This window comes from Oceanobacillus sp. M60 (assembly GCF_053839645.1).
The window spans coordinates 58322-78970 of the sequence record NZ_JBSSNH010000003.1 but is presented as its reverse complement, the minus strand read 5'-3'; the positions used below and the strand labels follow the sequence as shown (position 1 = coordinate 78970).

At 35.1% G+C, this 20649-nt stretch carries 19 protein-coding genes; 8 read left to right on the top strand and 11 right to left on the bottom strand.

Going from position 1 to position 20649, the window contains the following annotated elements; all coding sequences use genetic code 11:
- Positions 1 to 36: 36 nt before the first annotated feature.
- The 7 genes from ACW0TQ_RS08310 to ACW0TQ_RS08280 all read right to left on the bottom strand — a co-directional run bounded on the left by ACW0TQ_RS08310 (position 37) and on the right by ACW0TQ_RS08280 (position 9510).
- The gene (locus tag ACW0TQ_RS08310) at positions 37 to 765 is read right to left on the bottom strand and encodes a YqjF family protein (protein WP_256705889.1); all 729 of its coding nucleotides are present in this window, start codon (positions 763 to 765) and stop codon (positions 37 to 39) included.
- A gap of 124 nt (positions 766 to 889) precedes the next feature.
- The gene (locus tag ACW0TQ_RS08305) at positions 890 to 1798 is read right to left on the bottom strand and encodes a DMT family transporter (protein ID WP_341172724.1); all 909 of its coding nucleotides are present in this window, start codon (positions 1796 to 1798) and stop codon (positions 890 to 892) included.
- Positions 1799 to 2442: 644 nt separating this feature from the next.
- Positions 2443 to 4437, bottom strand: coding sequence for a transketolase (gene tkt, locus ACW0TQ_RS08300; RefSeq protein WP_042532544.1), 1995 nt, complete (start codon positions 4435 to 4437; stop codon positions 2443 to 2445).
- Between the two features lie 104 nt (positions 4438 to 4541).
- The gene (gene ulaA, locus ACW0TQ_RS08295; protein WP_042532542.1) at positions 4542 to 5900 is read right to left on the bottom strand and encodes a PTS ascorbate transporter subunit IIC; all 1359 of its coding nucleotides are present in this window, start codon (positions 5898 to 5900) and stop codon (positions 4542 to 4544) included.
- A gap of 32 nt (positions 5901 to 5932) precedes the next feature.
- Positions 5933 to 6214 (bottom strand): PTS sugar transporter subunit IIB, encoded by a 282-nt coding sequence (locus ACW0TQ_RS08290; RefSeq protein ID WP_042532541.1) that lies wholly within the window; start codon positions 6212 to 6214, stop codon positions 5933 to 5935.
- On the bottom strand, positions 6211 to 8262 hold the full coding sequence (locus ACW0TQ_RS08285) for a PTS sugar transporter subunit IIA (protein ID WP_368901712.1): 2052 nt from the start codon (positions 8260 to 8262) through the stop codon (positions 6211 to 6213). The genes ACW0TQ_RS08290 and ACW0TQ_RS08285 overlap by 4 nt, the downstream gene beginning before the upstream one ends.
- A gap of 1026 nt (positions 8263 to 9288) precedes the next feature.
- Positions 9289 to 9510, bottom strand: coding sequence for a hypothetical protein (locus ACW0TQ_RS08280; protein WP_193063025.1), 222 nt, complete (start codon positions 9508 to 9510; stop codon positions 9289 to 9291).
- Between the two features lie 174 nt (positions 9511 to 9684).
- Here ACW0TQ_RS08280 and ACW0TQ_RS08275 point away from each other — a divergent pair, with 174 nt between their 5' ends.
- Positions 9685 to 10989: a Y-family DNA polymerase gene (locus ACW0TQ_RS08275; protein WP_455725532.1), complete on the top strand. Its 1305-nt coding sequence runs from the start codon at positions 9685 to 9687 to the stop codon at positions 10987 to 10989.
- Positions 10990 to 11197: 208 nt separating this feature from the next.
- Here the strand turns inward: ACW0TQ_RS08275 and ACW0TQ_RS08270 are convergent, their stop codons facing one another.
- A complete protein-coding gene (locus tag ACW0TQ_RS08270; RefSeq protein ID WP_256705885.1) occupies positions 11198 to 12982 on the bottom strand; it encodes a DNA ligase D in 1785 nt (594 codons plus the stop codon).
- A 90-nt stretch (positions 12983 to 13072) separates the two neighbouring features.
- Here ACW0TQ_RS08270 and ku point away from each other — a divergent pair, with 90 nt between their 5' ends.
- The 7 genes from ku (at position 13073) to ACW0TQ_RS08235 (ending at position 18686) form a co-directional block, all read left to right on the top strand.
- A complete protein-coding gene (gene ku / locus ACW0TQ_RS08265) occupies positions 13073 to 13951 on the top strand; it encodes a non-homologous end joining protein Ku (RefSeq protein WP_339236941.1) in 879 nt (292 codons plus the stop codon).
- 746 nt (positions 13952 to 14697) lie between these two features.
- On the top strand, positions 14698 to 15393 hold the full coding sequence (yycF, locus tag ACW0TQ_RS08260) for a response regulator YycF (RefSeq protein ID WP_455725531.1): 696 nt from the start codon (positions 14698 to 14700) through the stop codon (positions 15391 to 15393).
- Between the two features lie 330 nt (positions 15394 to 15723).
- A complete protein-coding gene (locus ACW0TQ_RS08255; protein WP_256705882.1) occupies positions 15724 to 16161 on the top strand; it encodes an HIT family protein in 438 nt (145 codons plus the stop codon).
- A gap of 212 nt (positions 16162 to 16373) precedes the next feature.
- The gene (locus ACW0TQ_RS08250) at positions 16374 to 16571 is read left to right on the top strand and encodes a hypothetical protein (protein WP_455725530.1); all 198 of its coding nucleotides are present in this window, start codon (positions 16374 to 16376) and stop codon (positions 16569 to 16571) included.
- A gap of 217 nt (positions 16572 to 16788) precedes the next feature.
- A complete protein-coding gene (locus ACW0TQ_RS08245) occupies positions 16789 to 17631 on the top strand; it encodes a ParA family protein (RefSeq protein ID WP_455725529.1) in 843 nt (280 codons plus the stop codon).
- Positions 17628 to 18011, top strand: coding sequence for a hypothetical protein (locus tag ACW0TQ_RS08240; protein ID WP_455725528.1), 384 nt, complete (start codon positions 17628 to 17630; stop codon positions 18009 to 18011). Before ACW0TQ_RS08245 ends, ACW0TQ_RS08240 begins: the two co-directional genes overlap by 4 nt.
- The gene (locus ACW0TQ_RS08235) at positions 18012 to 18686 is read left to right on the top strand and encodes a hypothetical protein (RefSeq protein WP_455725527.1); all 675 of its coding nucleotides are present in this window, start codon (positions 18012 to 18014) and stop codon (positions 18684 to 18686) included.
- A 514-nt stretch (positions 18687 to 19200) separates the two neighbouring features.
- On the opposite strand, the gene ACW0TQ_RS08230 is transcribed toward ACW0TQ_RS08235, so the two are convergent.
- The 3 genes from ACW0TQ_RS08230 to ACW0TQ_RS08220 are packed head-to-tail and all read right to left on the bottom strand — an operon-like array spanning position 19201 to position 20594.
- A complete protein-coding gene (locus ACW0TQ_RS08230) occupies positions 19201 to 19965 on the bottom strand; it encodes an N-acetylmuramoyl-L-alanine amidase (protein ID WP_455725526.1) in 765 nt (254 codons plus the stop codon).
- 56 nt (positions 19966 to 20021) lie between these two features.
- Entirely contained in the window at positions 20022 to 20267 is a 246-nt protein-coding gene (locus ACW0TQ_RS08225; RefSeq protein WP_455725525.1) for a phage holin, read from the bottom strand.
- A gap of 12 nt (positions 20268 to 20279) precedes the next feature.
- On the bottom strand, positions 20280 to 20594 hold the full coding sequence (locus ACW0TQ_RS08220; protein ID WP_455725524.1) for a hypothetical protein: 315 nt from the start codon (positions 20592 to 20594) through the stop codon (positions 20280 to 20282).
- Between the last annotated feature and the right edge of the window lie 55 nt (positions 20595 to 20649).

Below are 20649 nucleotides of genomic sequence, written 5' to 3'. Positions count from 1 at the left end.
CTCGTTAAAAACCAACTTTATCACTCAACCAACACCTTATTCTACTCTTTTTATCATCCCATTGAACGCAACCTTAGAACGGGAATAATGGATAACTGGATTTCCACCTAAAAGTTCTTTCGATAAAAAGGAAACCATCGTCTGCTTTTCTAAAGTGACTTCTGCATTTTGGACTTGCCACTGCTTATGCTGAATATCCCCGCGATATAAAGAATCCTTTTTATATGACCAGAAGATGTACCGCTCCAACAGCCAATAATCAAGGCTTTCTGTTTCCGGATAAAAAGCTGCTTCCACCGGCGTATAGCTTGCTTGAAATTTAGCCGCCACCTCTCCTCTACGTGAGCTCTCCAGATAATAGGCATCAGCTGATGTCTCCATTTTCATATCTGCATGAAGAAAAGGAGCATGTACTATTTTTGCTCCTAAAACGACAACGAATTTATTCGTATCCATCGTAAAGAAATAAACGCCTCTTTCTCCATTTCTTTTTACATACGTTCTTACATTCAGCTGCAGCATTGGGCGCAGAAAAGGGGTTCCAGGCAGATAGCGAAAACGGTTCTTGCTTACTTTGAAAGCAACAATACTAATCCACGCCTGTCCATCATAAGTATCCAGTTCTACTCCTTTGGGTAACTGGGCTGCTAAAGCATCCCGTGATACTGGCAGATGGATAAATAACAGATGCTCCCATTTTTGGAGAAGAACCCATGAAGAAGGATGATGCATGCCTGCTTTTTGGATTGTTTTTTTAATGATCATATGGATTTTTTCCTGTTCATTTTTTTTGAGTATGTTTATACATCCATTAGTCTAAACAGCTTTATACTCCGTTATTCGCTCTGCTTCAAAAAAAGCACATCAATCAGGAAGCACATCTATCCACTTACTTAGCAACAAACTTTCCTCTTCGTTTTAATAATATATACTCCAATGTTCCTGTCCCGACAAATATCCCGCACAGGATGAAAACAAATCCAATGATATGAAATAATGTCAGGCTTTCATTTAAGAACAGTACAGAACCAACTATTGCAAAAAGAGTATTCAGATTCATAAACAGCGTTGTTTCCGCAGGACCTACCTGCTTAATCGCTAAATTATAAATAATATGACCAAAGGCCGTACACAACAGGGAACTAAAGAGAAAAACCAGCCCCAGCTTCCATGAGAACAGCTGGGTTAAATCGGAAACTTGATTATCAAAAAGCTGACTCGTCAGAAAGATAAAACCCGATCCGAGGAAAAGCATAAAACCTGTACTCAATATCGAATCGAAATCATCATGGTATTTTCCTATTAAAATAAAGCTGAAGGCCTGCACTAAAACAGCAAAAAAGACAATCACATCACCTATTGCTATACTGTGAAAACCTCCACCTGAACTCGTCGTCAGAAAAATACCAGCAAACCCTAAAACAAATCCAAATAAACGCAATTTCGGAACACGCTGTTTTAATAATAAAATCGCTAATAAAACAGTCAATAATGGTCCCGTCCCTAAAATCAAGCTGCTGTTTACACCAGAGGTATATTTTAACCCGACACTCAGCAGCGTATGATGGAGGACAACATTAAATATCCCGACATAAAGGATAACCTTCCATTCTTTTTTATTCGGCCATCGAAAATGACCCATAAATAAACAAATTAAAAGCACCGCAGCCCCCGCAACAAAAATACGGAGCGCTGTTACTAAAATCGGATCAATATCAGTAACCAAAACCTTAATAGCGGAAAGGTTGAATCCCCAAAACAGCATTACAATAAATAAGAGGATATGTATTTTTTTCAATTCAACACCTGATTTCTATTTAATATACAGAAAATTTTAAAATAAATATGTCTTCTATTAAACTATCATATTGGGTGGGGAATTTCAAAAGGGGGTTTTTTTGGTTTTTCTGCTTTCAGTATAATTTTCCCTTTAACAGACTAATTTATAGCTTATTAACATCCAATCAAATTTCATCCTGACTGTTTTAATAAATTTACGTTTTTGATAGTTTAAAGGAGAAACATACAATGAAAAGACTGATATAATTCATAATACACTTTGACAACCATTTATAAATCCATACTTAAATTATATGATAAAATCAGATTACAATCTATTTCTGAAAGTCATTATCGTATATAGCAAGGTGCTTGAGAAAATATGCCATTATTTAGACATAAAATTTCAATTTAAATAAAGGAACAATACTTGAACACAGGGCAAGAATTATTTAAGAAACAACAAAATGCAGAAGACACACCGTACAATATATCAGCATAAAAAACTAAGGCATTCCCAAAGTTTTTGGTGAACCCCTTAGTTTTGCTTTTATAAATTGGTTTACTTATTCGTCAATGGAAATAACTTCTGAAACCATTACCTGCAAATCATAAGTTTAAAATTTGCCAGTTCAAAATACTTTTGAGCCAGACTTATTTCCTTCAAAGACACTTATACGTATTAACTACATTTTCTATAGTGTATCCATACCTTTCAATAACCTCGTTACCAGGAGCTGAGGCCCCAAATGAATCAATACTCATTACAATCCCGCTATCTCCAACATATTCTCTCCATCCAAGTTTAGAGCCCATCTCAATAGAAACACGTTTTCTTATACCTCTTGGAAGAACACTCTCTTTATAGGCTTCCGATTGTATTTCAAAGCGATCCCAGCTTGGCATACTTACCACATTAACAAATATATCTTGCTTTTCTAATTCTTTTTGGGCTTCAATAGCTAGGTTGACTTCTGAACCGGCAGCAATTAAAATTCCTTCTGGTTCTTGTACCGATTTAGAAACCACATAAGCACCTTTTCTCACGCCATCTTTAGCAAGTTCTGCGGAATTCTTCAGTGTAGGTAAACCTTGTCTGCCAAGAACAAGCATCGTTGGTTGAGAAGTATTTTCTACTGCAAGTTTCCAAGCTTCTTTCGTTTCATTTGCATCTGCCGGGCGGATAACGGACAATCCTGGCATTGCGCGGAAAGATGCTAAATGCTCGATTGGTTGATGTGTTGGACCATCCTGTCCTACCGCAACAGAATCATGTGTGAACACATAAGTCACTGGGAGCTCCATTAATGATGCTAAACGGATAGCCGGACGTAAATAATCAGAAAATACAAAGAAAGTACTAATAAATGGGCGCAAGTGATGAAGTGCTAAACCATTAGCAATCGCTCCCATTGCAAACTCACGAACTCCAAAACGCAAGTTCCTTCCTTGATATTGACCTCTTTTAAAATCTCCCTCATTTGTTAAACGTGTTTTCGTAGAGGAGTCTAAGTCTGCAGATCCACCTATTAATTCAGGTAGCTTTTCTGCTAATTTATTCAATGTACTACCTGATGCAACACGTGTTGCAAGTGTATCTTCTGAGGAATACGTAGGAAGATCTATATCCCAATCATCAGCTAACTCTCCTTTTACAATGCGGTTTAACTGTTCTCCAAGTTCAGGATAATCCGTTTTATAGATTTCAAACATTTTATGCCATTTCTCTTCAGCGGTCTTTCCATTTTCTTTAATTGTTGCAAAATCCTCATATACTTCTTTTGGTACATGGAACGGTTCATATTCCCATCCGTATACTTCTTTCGTACGTTCAATTTCCTCTTTACCTAATGGGTCACTATGTGCATGATGTGTTCCTTGTAAGTTCGGAGAGCCATATCCAATTGTCGTTTTTATTTCAATAACAGTTGGACGTTCCTTATCTTGTTTCGCCTCTTCAATTGCTTTTGTAATTGCTTCTACATCATTACCGTCTTCAACATTTAGATACTGCCAACAAGCTGCTTCAAAACGTTTTTGAATATGGTCGCTAAACGAAATATCTAAATCGCCATCTAAACTGATATCATTAGAATCGTAGAGAACAATAAGTTTATCTAATTGAAGGTGTCCTGCAAGGGAAATAGCTTCATAGGAAACACCTTCCATTAAATCGCCATCACCACAAATCGTATACGTATAATGGTCTATCATTTTATAGTCAGGCTTGTTATATATTTCAGCTAAATGCTTTTCTGCAATTGCCATTCCAACACTTACTGGAATACCTTGACCCAGTGGACCTGTGGTTGCCTCTACTCCAGGAGTAATTCCATATTCCGGGTGACCAGGTGTTTTACTTCCCCACTGCCTGGTCTGCTTTAAATCTTCGATAGTAATAGGATACCCAGATAGATGTAATAAATTATAGAGAAGATTAGACCCATGCCCAGCAGAAAGCACAAATCGATCGCGATTAAACCAGCTTGGGCTTTCCGGGTTAATACTTAAATGTTTTTTCCATAATGCATATGCCATTGGTGCCGCTCCCATTGGCATTCCTGCATGCCCATGCTGAGCTTTCTCTACACTGTCAATTGTTAATGTTCGAATGGTATTGATGGATAGTTCAGAAATGGTATAATCTTTCGTTGTCATTAAAAATCTACCTCCAATATAAGATTAACTCTCTTTTATGATGTGATAGAACAAGTGCATATATTTTCCAACTATATGTACTTGTTCTACAACGTACTTTTGGCTTAACCTACTTTCGTTTCTTCTGATCGATTACTATTTTTCTTTTTTCCTGGAATAATCATCAGAAGAATAATTACTGCCAAGCTAACCGTAATTGCAATCGGCCCTGCATAGTTTGCCAGACTTCCAAAGAAGATACCTGATACGCCAAAATCTGCATCAGAGAAAGTTGTATTTGCAAAACCTAAATCTCCAAGTACCGGCATTAAGAATACTGGCAAGAAGGAAATAATAATCCCGTTTACAAATGAACCTGCTACCGATCCTTTAAACCCGCCAGTAGCATTACCAAACACTCCAGCTGCTGCTCCAGTAAAAAAGTGAGGAACTACACCAGGAAGGATAATTACTCCTCCTAAGAAAATCATGATTACCATACTTGCAATACCGCCTATGAAACTTGCAAAAAAACCAATTAACACGGCATTAGGTGCATAAGTGAAAATAATCGGTACATCCAATGCAGGTTTTGCATTTGGAACAAGCTTTGTAGAGATACCTTTAAATGCTGGTACAATTTCTGCTAGAACTAGACGTACTCCTGAAAGAATAACGTAAACCCCTGCAGCAAATGTACCTGCTTGAATTAATGAAAATACAAGAAAGTTTGTGCCCCCGCTTAATTCTGCTTCAATAAATGTTGGTCCAGCAAAAAATGCAACAATCAAGTACATTACTACCATCGTTAAAGCAATACTTACTGTACTATCGCGTAAAAAACCTAAACCTTTCGGAAATTTAATATTTTCTGTAGAATTTTCTTTACTTCCTTTAAATAGTTTTCCAACTAATCCGCTCGCAGCATATCCAACAGCACTGAAATGACCTAACGCAACATTATCGTTTCCCGTTAATTGACGCATGAAAGGCTGTAAAATTGCTGGGGATAATGTCATTACTATCCCTAAAGCTACCGATCCTGCTGCAATTAACCCGAATGTGTCGAAACCGGCAACTGCCATAATAACTGCCAGCATACAAGCTAAATAAAGCGTGTGATGTCCGGTTAAGAAGATATATTTATACCTGGTGAAACGGGCAATTAATATATTAACGATCATCCCAAAAAACATAATCAGGGCTGTTGTTGTTCCATACTCGGTTAACGCCAAAGCTACAACAGCTTCATTATTTGGTACTACTCCAGACACATTAAAAGCTTCTTCAAACATGGCACCAAACGGCGTTAATGACCCGGATAGAATACCAGCACCAGCTGCAATGACGAGGAAACCAACAAAGGTTTTTGTCGTTCCTTTTACAGTATCCGCAAGACCTTTCTTCTGAGCAATTAATCCAATTAAAGCAATTAAAGCTACGAGTATTGCCGGTTCACTTAAAATATCAATCATTGTACTCATATGGAAAACCTCCTTTTTCAGTTAAGCAGTTTTTATAGATAACCTTTTTCACGCACCACTTTCTCTACTTTTTCACGCAGCTCATCCATATCAATAATACTTTCTAAAACCACAACCTCACCTAAATGACCTCCGCCATCAGCAATATCCTTAGCAAGGAAAAAGACATCCGCATCTCCAGGCGTTGCAGAACTCAAATCTGAATGAGCAACCTCTATACCTTCTACACCTAATTCTTGTAGAATCTGATTAATATTCATTTCTACCATAAAACTTGTACCTAATCCTGACCCACACACTGTTAAAAATTTCATAATACCTTCTCTCCTTCTTGGATAATAGATATAATTTCATCTATAGATTTTGTTTCTTTTAAACGGGTAATTAAAGTTTTATTCCCTAATATTTTGGTTAACTGGGCCAAAGCTTTTAAGTGCGCTTCATTGTCCACTGCAGCTAAGCAAATGAATACATCAATTTGATGATCCTCTTTACCTAATAATGCAATGGGCTGTTTTAACTTCAGCAGCGACATCCCCAATTTATTCACACCATTTTCAGGTCTTGCATGTGGAATACCTACACCCTTGCCAACATGGATGTAAGTTCCTAATTCTTTCACATTTTTTATCATCGCCTCTACATATGATTCTTGAATAATATGCTGATCAAGTAATGGAATAGAAGCTTTACGAATTGCTTCTTCCCAGTCAAGTTTCTCTTCAGTAAATTGAATCATATCTTCGGTTAGTAATTCGGATAACATCGGTTTATACACCTCTTTCTGATTACTTGTTGCGTAAAATAATTGAACGAGATTTCCGTACAGTTTTTCTTCATTGGTGACTGTTGCATTTTTTTTGATAACACTCATAATCTCATCAATCATCAAATGCTTTGATTGACTCGATAAATTAGGAAAATGTCTATAAACCGATTGTAGTAAATGTTTTTTCTCCACCAGGGTCATCAAAGGCTTCACTACAAATGTCGGCTTTGGAGATTCTACCGGTATGGTTGAAAATACTAAATCATAGTTTTGTACAGATATATCTGTAAATTGATCCCCATTAAACACCTCAGAGAAATAAATTTCAGGAAACAATTCTTTCAGCTGAGAAGCCAGCATCATGGATGAACTGATTCCATTTGCACAGACAATTAATCCGGTAATTCGCCCAATCTCCATTGTATTTTGGCGATCAATAATACTGCCAAAATGCATGGTGAAGAATCCAATTTCATCATCACTTATTTCTTTTTTTGTCCAACTTGCTAATGGCGACAAGGAGCGTTTTACAAATTGGAATAGCTCAGCATACTCTGATTGAATCGTCGTCGACAACGGATTATGAAAAGGAATTTCAAATAAAATTCGGAAATATGCAGGCACTAAATGATTAAACAAACTCTCTTTTAAAAGCTGTTTATTCTTCACAGGAAGGAGCGTATTTTTTTCAAATTCTTCAATAATCTTCTCAGATAATGTTAAAAGTCCTGGGTTGTCAACTCGTTGAATATGTTCGATTGCTGTTAATAATAAAATCGTTATCAGATATATTTCGTTTTCAGAGCTGTCTTCTCCATACAGCTGTTTGAAAAGAGAACTTACCAAACAAAATAATGATTGATTTTCTAACAGCTTCTTCTCATTCTCTGAAAAGAATAGGACTCCTTTTTCACCTGCTTGAAAAAATGTAAAATAATAAATCAATTCAATTTTTCTTGTTTTTACTAATTGCACCCCGTGTTCTGCAAGCCATTTTTGCATGACATCATTTGTCCGGTTTAAAAAATTTTCCTGATCCCATGCTCTAAGAATATAAATGATAAATTCTTCTCCCATAGATTGGCTTAATAATTGATGGATGCATGAAATGACGCTTCTCCGCTTCTCCATCTCATTTCCTTCAATACAATATCCTTCATTTCGGCTGTACCTGAAGGTCAGTCCTTTTTCCTGACAATGCTTTTTCAACCTGCGTACATCACTTAATGCGGTATTTTTACTTACTTTAAACAGAGATTGCAAGTGAAAATTAGATACAGGCTCTTTTCGGATATAAACATAGAGATAAATCATGTAAAATCGGTTATCCTCTGAAAAATTATATTGTCCTATGCTCCTATCAGAATGTAATTTTTCTCTTAAAATCTCTCTGGCTTCTTTCGAGATTTGAAAGCGTTGGTGGTTAATTTTTAACTTTGGAATGTTGAAATCTTCCAAAATTCCATTTACCTTCTCAAAATCATACATCAACTGTCGATCAGATAATTTTAACTGTTGCATCAACTCCAGCTTTGTAATCTGTTCATGGTTCATTAATTCTTCAACTAGTCGAATCGAGCGCTGATCTAACATGTTACTATCACCTCTCAATATAATTATAAAACGCTTACAACATTGTCACAACAACGTTTAGGCACAACTTATGATGAATATATTGACATAGATTGTGCTTTCCTTTTCTGGAATTGATTCTAATTCTAAGGTACTCTCAGCACTTTCAACGTCTAAATATAATGTTGATTCCGTTAGCCTTGAAATGGTCTGTTATCAATTTCAATAAAAATGAAATAAAGATAACCAAAACTTTATATAATGAAGATAATAGTATAAGAAAGTATGTTTTGATCTCCCCAAAAACAGACGGTTCTATTCGAACATTTGAAATCAGGAAAGAAATCATGAATTTATTGCGTAGTCATAAAAAAGACAACTAAAAACTCAATCCGTATTTAAAGATAGATTAGAGGAGTTTCATGATGCAAATTTTGTTTTTACTATGTTGACGGTTATCCATTTATACAAAAAATGTTAACACTCGAATGACGCGACTTTTAGCTTATACAAATATTAAAAGTACGCAACACAATATATATTCCGCCACTCTCATGTAAGTATGTTAACAGAGCAAGGGGGTGACTTAGCAACTATCATGGAAAAAGTAGGGTATGATGATATGCCAACTACAATAAGAATTTATACACATGTCACAAAGAAAATAAAAAAAGACGCTTCCGCAAAAGTGAAAACTTTATACGAAAACGTCCTTCAAGATATTATTTTAAAATAAAATGTTACCTTTTTGTGATATTTTTAGAGTTTCATCAACACTATAAAGCTCCAAAACCCTTCTATATCAATATTCAAGGCGGGATAATTACATCATCCCAGGCATGAACTACTTTGATATTTTTACTTCTATTTTCTTTTAATTACCCATTATGTAGCGAATATATTAAAAGTATTTAAATAGTTTTTATAATCATTGGTAATACTTTTTAAATAATTAGTGGTCAAAATAAGGTCACTTCATTTATACGTAATTTTTGAACTTTATTTTTAGCCAATTATACCACATTACAATAGAGAGGTCTCCCCTCTCTATTTTTCTGTCTCTGCATCATCATAAGCACCAGATTTAATCAGATGCATCCTTTTAAGGACGTAATTTTTAACATCTTGATTTTCCGGCAGATGCATATCTTCAAATTCTTCCTCGTAATAGCTGTATGTAATGCCTGTCTGCAAATCTAACGCATCGATAAATCTTCCACCGTCCTCCCAATCTATAAATGGAATTGTGATTTTAAATTTTTTCTTCATTATAATAAACCCTCCTTTTATACTACATATACGACAAAGAGGGACTAATATCCTTCTTTTTTAAACAGGTTCCAAATATTACATACCGAACTTTCTTGACTATAGGAACGTATATTCTTATAATTAAACGCATATAATAGATACAAACGTATATTCGTATAAGGGGTGTTTGTTGTGGATGAAATTATGATGATGGATTACAGGAATGAACCGCGTCGGGATATTATGTGTATTGATGCTAAATCCTTTTTCGCAAGCGTCGAGGCGGTCGAACGTAGACAACACCCTTTATATGCTCGTATTGCTGTTGTTTCGAAACCAGATAATCAAGGTGGTTTGGTTTTAGCTTCTTCTCCTCGCGTCAAGAAAGAATATGGTGTTAAAACCGGCACAAGGATTTATGAGATACCAAAAAAAGCAAACATAGAAATTGTAGAGCCTCGTATGGCAGTGTATTTACAAAAGAATATGGAGATATTACGTATTTTTAAGCGATATGTAGCGAAAGAGGATTTACTTGTTTATTCTATTGACGAATCGTTCCTCGACGTAACCAAATCACATAAACTTTTTGGCAGCACGCATGACATAGCTAGAAAAATACAGAATGATGTATGGAGAGAGTTGGGGTTAGTATTGACTGTTGGCATCGGTGACAACCCTCTTCTTGCTAAATTAGCATTGGACCACCAGGCAAAGCATGATGAAAAGAATGGGTTCATAGGCGAGTGGCGTTATGAAGATGTTTCTGAAACAGTCTGGAAAATAAGACCCTTAACTGAATTTTGGGGAATTGGCGGGAAAACGGAGGCAAAACTAAATCGCATGGGGATCCGGAGTATCGGAGAGTTATCGCAATATAATCTTCGTAAGCTCAAAAATAATTTCGGAGTGATTGGCGAGCAACTCTTTTTTCATGCTCACGGAATCGACCGAACGCTTTTATCAGAGGTTTACAAACCTAAAAGTACGTCATTCAGCAGAAATCAGATACTTAACAGGGATTATAAAGATAGGCATGAAATTGAGGTAGTCATTCGAGAAATGACAGATGAGAATGTGGCCAGATTAAGAAAGAATTACTTAATGACTGGTCTTGTGAAATTGTATATTGGTTATTCCAGAGATGTCGTTCAGGGTGGATTTAACCAACAGATGAAGATTCCAGTAACTGACTCATCTAAAATATTAAAAGAACATATTATATATCTTTTTTACAAGCACTACGAAGAAAATACACCTGTAAGAACGGTTAACGTCACTTTCGGCAAACTCAAACATAAGCAGTCGCTGCAACTTAATTTATTTGAACCTGCAGAAGAAACAATACAAAATGAAGAACTTGACCAGACGATTGACCATATTAGGAGAAAATTTGGATATACATCCTTGTTGCATGCTTCGAGCCTGCTTGATGGCGGAATGGCTAGGTTCCGCGCTAAGTTGGTCGGTGGCCATCGTGCTGGGGATGATAAATAATAACGTTACCCACATTATTTAATGTACAATAGGGATAAAATAAAAAACAAAAAAGGGATGAATATTGATGCCGATATATAAAGTTGGAGATAGATGGGTTGCACAAAGGTATCCAAATGATAAAAATAAAATATACGGTAAATAAAATTTGCAGATAGACCTAATCCAAAACAAAAACTTGATTAGCCCTACGATGAAGTGAGGGCTTTTAATCTTTCACCATTTTCAATATCTTATCCAGTTTTTGTTTGCTCCCTGTTTCAAAATATCCTGCAAACGGGCACCCTATTTCACGTACACGTTCTATTACGTTTCCTATTGTAAATGCAATAGGAGTCAATTCTTCATTCACTTCATGCCAATACAAAGGAGTTGAGACAGTTCCTTCTTCCGTTTTTCTTGGAGAATATGGAGCAATTAACGTTTTGTCTTGACCGTGCTGCACGTAATCAATATACAATCGGCCGTTGCGATTCTTTTTCAGGCGTTCAGTCGTAAAATCTTTGGGATACGCTTTCTCCAAAACTTTTGCTACTGCCTCAGTAAAAACCCCTGTTTCGTCATATGTCATACTTCCCTCTCGGATAGGAATATATATTTGTATTCCCTTATTTCCAGACGTTTTCACAAAAGACACAAGGTTTAAATCATCTAACATTTGCTTCAACAATTTGGCTGCTTTTACTGCTAGAGAAAAGTGTTCCCGGTCTGGTGGGTCCAAATCAAATACAATTTCTAAAGGAGTAACTTGCCCGATTCGTTGAAAAGGAACATGATATTCGATGGATCCGTGATTTGCTAACCAAACTAAGCTTTCTAACTGATTACATACAATTAAATCGTCAGTAGCATCTGATGCTAAGTAATCTGGTGCGTAATCGGGAAGACTTTTTTGAAAGAATGATTCTTCTTCTACTCCGTCGGGACAGCGAATAACTGTTAATGCACGTTGTTTTAAAAATGGCAGCATCCATGGCGATATTTCTCTGATATAGACTAAAAGGTCTTTCTTTTTAAAAATATCACGCCATAAGTACTTATCTGTATTCGAAACTTCAATAGGTATCTGTGCCATGTCTAACTGCAGTTTATCCAGTGTACAGTCAGTATAAGGTGTAGAAGGATTGATATCTCTAAAATTAGGTTCTCTCAACTCTTTACTATATAAATCCAGAGTATTGATTGTACTTGTTATAGCTGGTGGCAGATGATACGACCCATCGGAAAACTCACCTTGCTCCTTAAAAAGCTTTTGCACCGTTTCTACTGATTCTTTTGGTAGTCCATGTTTGCACGTACCAACGTTTATTAAATCATCGCCCTCTAATACATTAACAGCAAAATACCCGTTACTTGGATTATACTCTGTTAATACACCTTGAATCACTCTCCAGTTTTTAATCTTGTACCAATCATGATGATTCTTCCCTTTTTGATACGTACTGTTTTTTTGTTTCGCAATGATTCCTTCACTTTTAGATGCATTAACAACCTTCTGAATTTCCTCAATGGATGTAAATGCTTTTACGTATTTTAAAACTTTGTTATCGTTGACTGAATCCAATAGTTGATAAAGTGTTTCTTTTCGTAAGGATAAATTATTTTTAGTGAGTTTCTTCCCTCTAATTTCAGTTATATCAAATACCATTAATGATGCAGGCCTAATACTTGACTGCTTTTCGATCCGATCATTACTTTTCATTCGACCACGCATTTGAATTTGAGAAAAATTAGCTTGATATCGATGATTTAAAACGACAAGTTCCCCATCCAACTTTAAAGGTAATTTATTTTTAAAGTAATCGTAATTTTCATTGCACCAATTAATAATCTCAGGAAATTTACTGGAGATGTCATGACTGTTTTTGCTTGCCAGAGTTATCTTTTTATCAGTCCAGCTTAATTCACAACGAAAGCCATCATATTTAACTTCATACAACCAATCATCGCCCTCTGGAATATCAGTACGTTCTATCGGTTTCATCCAATCCATATGTATCACCTCTTTTAAATAGGATGCCTCATATCTTTGTATAAAAAACATACAAATCAGCAAAATAAATTTTAAAAGGAGGCACGGAAAATGCACACGATGTGGAAAGGAACCATCAGCTTTGGTCTGGTTAATATTCCTGTAAAGATGCACGCGGCTACCGAAAATAAAGATATTAAACTGCGGCAGCTGCATAAGAAATGCAAAACACCAATTAAATATGAAAAAACCTGTCCTAACTGCGGTGATGAAGAAGTTAAAAGCGAGGATATTGTTAAGGCTTATGAATATGCAAGTAACAAGTTTGTGGTTTTGGATGATGAAGAACTGGAAGCATTGAAGAAAGAGCAAGAAGATAAGGCTGTTGAAATTGTTGATTTTGTCCAGTTGGAAGAAATAGACCCCATCTATTTTGAAAAAAGTTATTATCTATCCCCTAATGAGGGCGGATCGAAAGCATATGCGCTATTGAGAGAGGCTTTAACAGATACAGGAAAGATTGGCATAGCTAAAATGATGATACGTTCTAAAGAACAGCTTGCTGTAATCAGAGTGTATAAAGATGCTATCGTAGTTGAAACAATACACTATCCTGATGAGGTTCGGGACGTAGGAGAAGTGCCTAATGTTCCGAGCCAAGAATCTGTTGGCAAAAAAGAATTAGATACTGCTAAGATGTTAATTGAGCAACTCACTACTGAATTTGAACCCGAAAAATATAAGGATGATTATCGTACAGCCTTAATGGAATTGATTGAAGCTAAGAAAAATAATAAAGAAATCGAAATCGGTGGAGAGACAAAAACAAAACCGGATAACGTGGTCAACTTAATGGATGCGTTGCAGGAATCGTTAGATAAGGCTAAAAGCGAAAAACCAAAAACAACAAAACCGAAAAAGAAAACAGCTGCCAAGAAGAAAACAACTACTACCAAGACTTCTGCTAAAAAGAAAAAAGCTACTTCTTAATATATGTAAAGCCCTCGTGTGAAGGGCTTATTTTTTGCAGAAAGAAAGACGCCCGTAATTATCTATGCAAGCGTTCATTCTTTGAGTCCCAATTGCCAAAGCAAATCCAAATATCCCGCAGAACATTCTATGTACGTACTTCCATAAACGTGAAGGCTTATTCTTATTTTAAAAAAAAGGCGCCCGCGGTGCAGTTCAGCATAGTGGGACGTCTAATTGCAGAGTTACTAATAGTTGAAATACTGACGATGGAGGTACTAGATCACCTGCAACTCTAAGGTGACATTATAGCTTAAGATTTTTTATTATGTAAAGCGCCCACAACCAAGTAAAGACTTTTTACTCTTTTACCATTTTCAAAACTTTATCCAGTTTTTGTTTTCTCCCTATCTCAAAATAACTTTCACACAGGCAGCCTATCTCTCGTATTCGTTCTACTGCGTTTCCGATTGTCAATGTAGTTGGTTTTAAATCTCCATGAACGCTCTAAGAGTCGCTAGACAGAGCTAAAAATGATAAGCCTAAGACGAAGCAAACTGCAATAAAGAAACCAGCTGCCAAAAAATCCACTAAGACGCCTGCAAAGAAGAAAAAAGCAACTTCATGATTACCCTCATTTATTTGAGGGTTTTTCTTATTTTATTTGAGAAATGATGTTTTTATTAACATATTGTGGTATAATTTTTTACATGATTTTTTCACTGAGTATTTTTAATATTTACTTAACTTAAAAGGATGTACAAACAATGAGTCAAAAAATATTAATTGTCGACGATGAACAGCCAATTACTGATATATTACAATTTAATTTAGAAAAAGAAGGGTACCAGATAGTGGTAGCGAATGATGGAGATACTGCAATTGAACTTGCAGAAACAGAGCGTCCTAATCTTATTCTATTGGATATCATGCTTCCTGGAAAAGGCGGAAATGAAGTATTGCGTGAGGTACGTAAAACACAAAGAGTCCCTGTTATCATTCTGACTGCAAAAGATGCTGAATTTGATAAAGTGCTCGGATTAGAACTGGGTGCAGATGATTATGTGACGAAACCATTCAGTAATCGTGAATTAATCGCTCGAGTGAAGGCAAATTTGCGACGTGAAAATGTCCTGGTAGAAAAGCCGACGAAAACACCGAAGGATATTGTGATTGGTGATTTAGTCATATATCCTGACGCATATGTTGCTTCTTGCAAAGGTGTAAAGGTTGAATTAAGACATCTTGAATTTGAACTATTATATTATTTAGCGCGTCATATTGGGCAAGTCATGACACGTGAACACTTATTAAGAACAGTATGGGGTTATGATTACTTTGGTGATATGCGCACCGTTGATGTGACTGTTCGTTGTCTGCGTGAAAAAATTGAAGATAATCCTAGTAACCCATTTTGGATTGTAACAAGAAGAGGTGTCGGATATTATCTGCGCAGACCTTGACAGAAGTATGGCATAACGAAGTCCGATAAATATGTACTCAATTAATTTTGCATTGTTGGAAGTGCTTCTTATTTTGAAAATAACTTAGATCATCATCTAGATAGGGCACTTGATGACCAATACTAGTCAGACTCCAACTCGATTTATAAGTGTTTTGTTCTAATGAAATAGTGTTTTTATCGACTATATCATGTTACAATTTCCCTGTTCGTATAAACAATAAGAGAAGAATGCAGTAATGAGGGCAAAATTTGATTTGGATAAAGATTTAGTAACTGAATAAAAATAACCTTTCGAAATGCTTCAAAAGGGGAGGATTTAAACTAAATTATGGAAAAATGTGTTTTCTGCCAAATCGTTAATAAAAATAAACCAGCCTATATAATTTATCAAAATAAAGATGTAACTGCGTTTCTGGATATTAACCCTGCTGCAAAAGGACATGTATTAGTCTGTCCAAACAATCATATTGAGAAATTAAATGAAATTCAACATCCCAGTATTTCTAATGCCTTGATGGAATCTCTAATCAATGTTTCGAATTTACTGATTCAATCAGGACTATGTAATGATTTTTCAATTGTGCAAGCAAATGGCGATTCAGCCAGCCAACATATTAAACATCTTCATTTTCATATAATACCTAGGCAAAAAAATGATAAAATACATTTTAAACTAGATACAGATAAAATCGCTGCACTAAATGATAATTTAGACAAAGTATATGAACATCTTTTATCATTTAAATGTTCGTCGAAAGATCAGTAAAAATACTATCAAGAATGAAGAGAGTATAGAGTGCTGAAAGATAAACAAACCAATTCTTAACGTCGCTTAAGTTTTTAAAGCCCCCACAACCGTGAGGGCTTATTTTTTATTTAAATCCCCCTATTAATTGTTTAATATATAGATAGATTGGTAATACTGGTTTTTAAACATGAGAAAAGATAAAACGTTTAATAACTAGGAGGGAAATTAAAATGCAAGCATTCGATATTTATACGGACGGGGCGCAACATACGGTAGTAGCTAACTCTCAAAAAGAGGCTAATGAATATTTTAAATATATTTCTAGAAAGAAAATCATCTATTCTGAGCCTGTTGCTGGACCAAGCATAATTAGTTGGTCAATTCGTGACACTTCAGAGCTTAATAACATTGAAAAACAGGAAATTTAATTGGTATAGTCCCTCACGGTCTGTGAGGACTTTTTTTATGCTTAAAATAACATGGAGTTTATGGATGTGTTGGATTGGTATGATAAGAGAAAATATTAAGCTGTTAGCATGAAATTACTGGATATGTAATTATAGGAATTTTCTAAATTTCGTTAGCAATTCATTTCAATGTGATATAATTTATCTGAACTACCTAAATAGTTAAGGGGAGATAATAATGGCCGAAGGTAAAGTAATATCATTTATAAATATGAAGGGTGGTGTTGGAAAAACAACATTATGTGTTGGTGTTGGTGAATATCTTGCCAACTATATGAATAAAAATATATTATTTATAGATGTTGACCCTCAATTTAATACAACTCAAACATTAATGGATTATTTTGATTCAGAAGATGAATATATGAATAATTACCGGCATAATAAATCAATTAGAAAACTATTTAAGACAGTTACCACTATTTCTGAAAAACCCAAATTACCTAACCCTGATGAAGTTATATTAAATTTTGAAAAGTGCCCAAACATCAGCTTAATTTGTGGAAATATTGATCTGATATTTGATGATAACGCAGGAGACGGAGCTCTTTCAAGAAGAATAAAAAAATTCATTAATGAACATAAACTAAAAGAAATTTATGATTACATACTTATAGATTGCCCTCCAACAATCTCGTTTTACACAGATGCTGCGCTTAATGCATCAGACTTTTATTTGGTTCCTAATCGAATTGACCGATATTCTATTTTAGGGATTAAATTATTAAAACAAGTAATTGATAGACTGACTTATGATGAAGATTTATCAATCAAACCATTGGGTATAATTTATACTATGGTAGATAATCCAACGTTAAAAACCCAGAAATTGCAAAATACTTTTGAAGGGTCAAATATTGTAAAAGAAATAGATCTTTTTGATTCACAAACTAACTTCGTAAAAGACTTAATGGTTGGGTTACAAGGGAATATTTCTACTAATTACAAAAAATCTCGAGATGACATAAAGAAAGTTTCACAAGAACTCATTTATCGTATAGATAGGGAGGGAGAAAAGTGACTTCGGAAAAAACAAATTATAATACTATTAATCAGTTATTAAACAGATTATCACATAATAATGTAGATTATATTGATATAATAGGTTTAAATGTTGCTATATTATACTCTAAAGAAATATTTCAAAAGAATAGCGATATTAATGAATTCCTTGAAAAAGTTTATAATATAACTTTTCTTCCTTATGTAATGAAATCTAGAACGTTGATTGTAGCTAGAATTACCAGAGTATTAAACAATAAGAACAAAAATGAATTAAATGAAATTAGAAGAAAATTGATTGATTATCTAAAATATGAAAATTCTCCTGTAGAAAATAAAACTAAAAGTTCAAAAAAAGATTCAAATGAAAAGCTAAAATCTTGGTTAGAGGGATTGTAAATGGAATATGTAACTAAATATGACAAACTACCTGAATTAAAATTAGAGATAGAAAATTATGTTCAATTACTTTTCAGTCAAAGAAACCTTATCTATTCTAATGAAGTGAGATCCATTACAAAATGTGTAATATTCACAAAAAAGATAATCACTTATACAGGAGAAAGCCACTATAAAAATAGTTTAATATTTGATGTATTGTCTACTATGCATTCACTTACCGGTAATTCAATAAGACAATTTCATTACATATTCAGATCTTTCTTGGAAAATTTTGTGCGAGTTTTTTTAAAATTAAAAGATAATGACGAAACAGGCATTAATGAACTTTTTAGAAATATAACAGAAATATACGGGGTTTGTAATAAAACTACTGAATTGATTGATTTTATTTATAGTGAGTATAGTAACTCATGTATGGTTGTTCATAGTAACCAAAAGTCGAATACAAAAATTCAAACTTACTATAAGGAAATTATTCAAAATGATGATTTCGATAAACACACTTTAAATAGATTAATTAATAAAGTTTTATTAACGTTAAAGAAAATGATAGAACTACTTGTATATTCATACCCACAGGTAATAGAGAACGCCTTCTATCGAAATAAACAGGAACTTAAATATTTAATCAAAGATGAATTATATAGCATATTTCTTTCAAAAGTAAAGTAAGCCCCCACAAGCGTGAGGGCTTTTTTTTACCAGAATTTATCAAAACAATGATTGGATTTTTTCTTACAACGACTTTTGTAGCAATTTTTTCGGCATTTGTTATGATCATCATAATAGTCGTCTTTTTTACACCAATCATAATCATAATCATATTCTTTTTTCTTGTGGCAACGACATTTACAATGATCATCGTATTTCTTCTTACATGGGTCATAATAGTAACACATAGCTTTATCACTCCTTTCTCAATCAATATACGCAATATCAGAAAGAGAGTTTGGACAAAGCTAATAGTAGTTAACACATTTTATTTTAAGTATGAATTCACGAGTATCGCATACGAAAAAGGAAATAAAAAGACGCCTGCTATGTATGACAGGCGCCTAATTGCAGAGTCACAGTTATCCAAATGCTGAAGATGGAGGTATTAGATCACCTGCAACTCTACGGGGATATTATAGCTTAAAATTTTTTATTATGTAAAGCCCCCACAATCGGAGGGCTATTTTTGTTCTTACTTAGTGTAATACCTTACATACTGCGTGCTAGCAGTAATATACAGTCCGCTTTTAAGCTGATACATATATCCATTACCAACCGGGAACCTATCCCTAATCACGGTAAATACCTCTCCCTGACTTACAATAACAGCACGATCATCCCAATTCGGAGTATTGTACGTCCATAAAGATGGTGTAATAACTTCCACATATGCCTGACCACTTCCACCACCTGATTTTCTTCTTAATCCAAGAGCTTGAGCGATGCCATTTGCATGACCTAAAGCAATGCGGTCAAGGTAGGCATCTGATTTGAGTTTATTTGCATCTGCTGTGGTATCAATAAAGCCGTTTTCTGTTAAAACTGCTGGCATGCTCGACTGACGTAACACATGGAAATTAGCACGCTTTTTACCACGATTGTTAAAGTCAACCTGCTTCATAACTTCCGCATGAAGCTTATCACGATACGTTACCGTGTTATTGGAGACACTGCCGTTATAAATATAGTCCTCATAGCCAGTTCCTCCACCAGCATTAATGTGGATGGATACAAAATAATCAGCACCCCAGCTGTTTGCATCATTTGTACGCTGTGACAGGCTTCGAGTCGTGTCGCTTGTCCTACTCATACGAATACTATGCCCTTCATAGTCACGATTTAAGATATCTCGTGTTTTTAGTGCGATTTTTAAAGTAAGCACCTTCTCCTGTAATCCGTTTGCAACTGCACCTGGGTCTGTTCCGCCGTGTCCTGGGTCTAAATAAATTTTTGCCATAATAAATTCCTCCTAAAATAATTTTTTATATAGAAAAAGAGCAGCCGCAGCTACTCTTATAAACGTTTTGCTTTTTTATCATCTTTTGAAGCTTTTAAAATACGGTCTGCTTCCTGTGCTTCTTTGGTAACACTGTTGTTTTTCCACCAATTCCATACTGCCGCTGCTGCTAAAACAACTGCGGAAACTCCTTCATAAATTTCTTCTTCGCTGAACGGCAGTGGATTCCATCCGAAAGCTACTAACGTTTGATTGACTAATAAAACTGCCAATACCACTAATCTTGTCATTGCTTGTTGCATATTATCCTCTCCTTAAAATATAAATTGGAGCGCTAAAATTACAGCTGTGGTTACCAGTCCGCCTGCTCCTGTGATACTTATAAACCATTTCCAAAAGCTGGACAGATTCATCTTTTTTGTATCTAGATGATGGCTTATCAGCTTGTTAAGCAACTCTTTTTGCTCCTTGTTGTTTTCATCCATGTTTGACTTGATATCATCCAACTTTTCGAACATCTTACCTTGCTGTGCTTCGACGTTGGTCAGCCGTCGCTCATGGTCCAGCAGTATCTCTGGAACGGTTATTTGTTTGTCGTTCATCTCTGCCAACTCCTCTGGTTGTGGCATCCTCGACCCCCTACAATCAGACATTAAAAAGAGGCTAGCATAGCGCTAACCCCAT

Bases quoted from the DNA above. Each gene is read 5' to 3' on its own strand.
- ACW0TQ_RS08310 (WP_256705889.1), bottom strand. From the start codon at position 765: ATGATCATTAAAAAAACAATCCAAAAAGCAGGCATGCATCATCCTTCT.
- tkt (WP_042532544.1), bottom strand. From the start codon at position 4,437: ATGACAACGAAAGATTATACCATTTCTGAACTATCCATCAATACCATT.
- ulaA (WP_042532542.1), bottom strand. From the start codon at position 5,900: ATGAGTACAATGATTGATATTTTAAGTGAACCGGCAATACTCGTAGCT.
- ACW0TQ_RS08290 (WP_042532541.1), bottom strand. From the start codon at position 6,214: ATGAAATTTTTAACAGTGTGTGGGTCAGGATTAGGTACAAGTTTTATG.
- ACW0TQ_RS08285 (WP_368901712.1), bottom strand. From the start codon at position 8,262: ATGTTAGATCAGCGCTCGATTCGACTAGTTGAAGAATTAATGAACCAT.
- ACW0TQ_RS08280 (WP_193063025.1), bottom strand. From the start codon at position 9,510: ATGAAGAAAAAATTTAAAATCACAATTCCATTTATAGATTGGGAGGAC.
- ACW0TQ_RS08270 (WP_256705885.1), bottom strand. From the start codon at position 12,982: ATGGATTGGATGAAACCGATAGAACGTACTGATATTCCAGAGGGCGAT.
- ku (WP_339236941.1), top strand. From the start codon at position 13,073: ATGCACACGATGTGGAAAGGAACCATCAGCTTTGGTCTGGTTAATATT.
- yycF (WP_455725531.1), top strand. From the start codon at position 14,698: ATGAGTCAAAAAATATTAATTGTCGACGATGAACAGCCAATTACTGAT.
- ACW0TQ_RS08255 (WP_256705882.1), top strand. From the start codon at position 15,724: ATGGAAAAATGTGTTTTCTGCCAAATCGTTAATAAAAATAAACCAGCC.
- ACW0TQ_RS08250 (WP_455725530.1), top strand. From the start codon at position 16,374: ATGCAAGCATTCGATATTTATACGGACGGGGCGCAACATACGGTAGTA.
- ACW0TQ_RS08245 (WP_455725529.1), top strand. From the start codon at position 16,789: ATGGCCGAAGGTAAAGTAATATCATTTATAAATATGAAGGGTGGTGTT.
- ACW0TQ_RS08235 (WP_455725527.1), top strand. From the start codon at position 18,012: ATGGAATATGTAACTAAATATGACAAACTACCTGAATTAAAATTAGAG.
- ACW0TQ_RS08230 (WP_455725526.1), bottom strand. From the start codon at position 19,965: ATGGCAAAAATTTATTTAGACCCAGGACACGGCGGAACAGACCCAGGT.
- ACW0TQ_RS08225 (WP_455725525.1), bottom strand. From the start codon at position 20,267: ATGCAACAAGCAATGACAAGATTAGTGGTATTGGCAGTTTTATTAGTC.
- ACW0TQ_RS08220 (WP_455725524.1), bottom strand. From the start codon at position 20,594: ATGCCACAACCAGAGGAGTTGGCAGAGATGAACGACAAACAAATAACC.